Source organism: Lachnoanaerobaculum saburreum DSM 3986, from assembly GCF_000185385.1.
Taxonomy (GTDB): Bacteria; Bacillota; Clostridia; order Lachnospirales; family Lachnospiraceae; genus Lachnoanaerobaculum; species Lachnoanaerobaculum saburreum.
This window is the reverse complement of record NZ_GL622300.1, coordinates 1-2,438: the sequence shown is the minus strand read 5'-3', so window position 1 is coordinate 2,438 and position 2,438 is coordinate 1. Positions and strand designations below refer to the sequence as shown.

The following is a 2,438-nucleotide window of genomic DNA, read 5'->3' as shown; positions in this document are numbered from 1 at the left end:
TTTGTATTTAAAACCTTATAATGAATATATGCACCTGATGGTGTAAATTCATTACAAGGAGGTCACAATTATGACCAAGTATCGAGAAATCATCCGACTTACTGGATTGGGCTTCTCTCAACGTAACATCATGGCGAGTTGTGGTGTTGCACAGAAAACTGTCGTCAAAGTTCAAAAGCGTGCCAGAGAATTAAACCTTTCCTGGCCACTTGATGAATCCATGACAGATGCTGAACTTCAAAGACTTATGTTTTCCAAAGAAAGCTCGGTATCGCAAAATAAGCGTATGCCGAACTATGACTACATCCGCAAGGAGCTACTCCGCAACGGAGTCAGTAAAAAGCTTCTATGGACTGAATACATGGAGGACTGCCGTGCTAATGGTGATGAACCGCTCATGTATTCCCAGTTCTGCTATCACATCCAGCAGTATGAGCAAAAACGGCGTGCTACCATGCACATCAATCGTAAACCTGGTGAGCAGGTTGAGGTTGACTGGGCAGGAAATCCTGCAACAATCATTGACCCTGATACCGGTGAAATCTTAAAGGCTTATATATTCGTAGGGGTAATGACTTACAGCCAGTATGCGTACGTAGAAGCCTTCCTGGATATGAAGCAGAAATCATGGATCACTGCTCATGCCCATATGTACGAATTCTTTGGCGGAGTTGCCAGAATACTCGTGCCGGATAACTGCAAGACAGCAGTTGTTCACAATGGTGGTTGGAAAGACCGGCAGATCAGTGAAACCTATCAGGAAATGGCTGAGCACTATGGTACCGCTATTATCCCTGCCCGAGTAAGGACACCCAAGGATAAGCCAAATGCTGAAGGAACGGTAGGAAATATTTCTACCTGGATAACAGCAGCACTCCGGAATGAGCAGTTCTTTTCTCTTGCCGAATTAAACTGTGCAATCAGGGAAAAACTGGAACAATTCAACCTTAGACTTTTTCAAAAGAAAGAGGGCAGCCGGTTAGACTTATTCCTCGAAGATGAGAAACCTCTGCTTGCGCCATTACCTGCTACCCGCTTTGAACCGAGTGACCGGAAGACAGCCACCGTCCAGTTCAATTATCACATATCTGTGGACGGAATGCTATACTCAGTTCCTTATGAATACATCAAAAAGAAAGTTGATGTAAAGGTAACAGATACCACCATTGAAGTTTTTTACAATCATAACCGCATTGCTTCCCACTGTCGTCTTAAGGGATGCCCTGGGCAGTACAGCACCATCACGGAGCACATGCCGGAAGACCACCGGAAATATCCGGAGTGGAATGGCGACCGCTTTCGCAAATGGGCTGAGCGGATTGGCATAAATACGTACACTGCGGTCAATGCGATACTGACCTCCAAACGTGTGGAACAACAGACTTATCGGAGCTGTATGGGACTTCTGAAGCTTGCCGAGAAATACTCGGATGAGTTAGTAGAAGCCGCCTGTAAAAAGGCACTGTCCTATACAGCATCGCCAAGTTACAAGAGTATCAAAAACATCCTTGTAACTGGTTCTGTGAAAACGGAATCAGATTCAACCGATTCCGACACTACACACAAAGCTCACGGCATCACAAGAGGTGCCGATTACTATCGGAGGTAAAATTATATGACGAATCAGAGTACAATCGATAAATTAATTGAAATGCGCCTTACTACAATGGCAGATGCATTCCGCAACCAGCTAAACGATACTAAATTCAAGGAGGTGCCCTTTGAAGACCGCTTTGGTATGCTGGTAGATATCGAATACAGCAACCGCAAGAATAACCGCCAGAAGCGTCTTATCCGCAATGCTGGATTCGACCAGCCGGAAGCAAATATCATGGATATCAATTATACTTCCGGACGCAAGTTAAACAAGGAGCTTATCAACAGGCTTGCCACCTGCGAATATATATCTGAACATCGGAACCTCTTTATTACCGGTACAACAGGCTGTGGTAAAACATACATGGCCTGTGCCTTTGGTATGGAAGCATGCAAGCAGTATTACAATGCCAGGTATGTCCGTATGCCGGACTTACTTATGGATCTGGACATTGCCCGTTCGGAGGGCACCTATCGCAAAGTAATGACTAAGTATACCAACCCGGTGCTTCTCATCTTGGATGAATGGATGCTTCTTAAACCGACAGACACGGAACAGAAAGATATATTTGAACTCCTTCATCGGAGACGTAAGAAATCATCCACTATCTTCTGTTCACAGTATGTATTCGGAGAATGGTATGACCAGCTTGGTGGAGAAGCAAGTCCTCTGGCTGATGCAATCATTGACCGTATTGCACACGATAGTTATCAGATCAACATCACAAGCATTGATGCTGAGCATGACAGATCCATGCGAGAGGTATATGGTCTGGATAAAACATTACGCGAGTAAACTTGCATAGATGATTTCCACTTCCGGACATCTGATTTCCAAATTT

2 protein-coding genes are annotated in these 2,438 nt (G+C 44.6%); both read left to right on the top strand.

Annotated features, from left to right (window positions below; genetic code table 11):
* The first annotated feature begins 70 nt into the window (after positions 1-70).
* Positions 71-1,609 (top strand): IS21 family transposase, encoded by a 1,539-nt coding sequence (gene istA / locus HMPREF0381_RS14015; RefSeq protein ID WP_008752673.1) that lies wholly within the window; start codon positions 71-73, stop codon positions 1,607-1,609.
* Between the two features lie 6 nt (positions 1,610-1,615).
* Positions 1,616-2,392, top strand: coding sequence for an IS21-like element helper ATPase IstB (gene istB / locus HMPREF0381_RS14010; protein WP_008752672.1), 777 nt, complete (start codon positions 1,616-1,618; stop codon positions 2,390-2,392).
* Positions 2,393-2,438 lie beyond the last annotated feature (46 nt).

Coding starts and splice junctions, on each gene's coding strand:
- istB (WP_008752672.1), top strand. CDS start 1,616: ATGACGAATCAGAGTACAATCGATAAATTAATTGAAATGCGCCTTACT.
- istA (WP_008752673.1), top strand. CDS start 71: ATGACCAAGTATCGAGAAATCATCCGACTTACTGGATTGGGCTTCTCT.